General features: G+C 71.7%; 1 pseudogene. It reads right to left on the bottom strand.

The features are described 5' to 3' along the window. Positions 1–371, bottom strand: a pseudogene (locus AC5RUJ_RS18685) (LuxR C-terminal-related transcriptional regulator); the annotation flags it as partial.

Genomic DNA, 371 nt, shown 5'->3' with positions numbered 1-371 from the left:
GAGCACGCCCGCCAGTCGGTACGTCCCCGAGGCCCGGACCAGCGCCGAGGCATGCGGGGCGAGCTCGCTGGGGCTGTCCGCCAAAAGGGCCGCCTGGACCGCAGACCAATGCAGCGAGGTAGACCACAGCGCCGGTTCGCCCAATCTCCCCAGCAGCGCCCACGCCTCCGTCAAATGCGGCTGCAGCCTCGCGGAATCACGCAGGCGGGCGGCGGCCACTGCCAGTTCGCCCAGCGGCAAAAGGCTGTAGAGATCGACGGCGACGTGCAGCAGCCGGCCCCGCGCCCGGTCCCAGGCGCGCACCAAGGCAGCGGTGTCATCGGTTCGCCGCGCCAGCCCGACCTGCAGGGCGTCCAGCAACAATTCGTCGC

Source organism: Arthrobacter sp. Y3223164 (assembly GCF_059091005.1).
The sequence above is the reverse complement of the archived record's forward strand: the minus strand, read 5'-3'. Positions and strand labels throughout refer to the sequence as shown.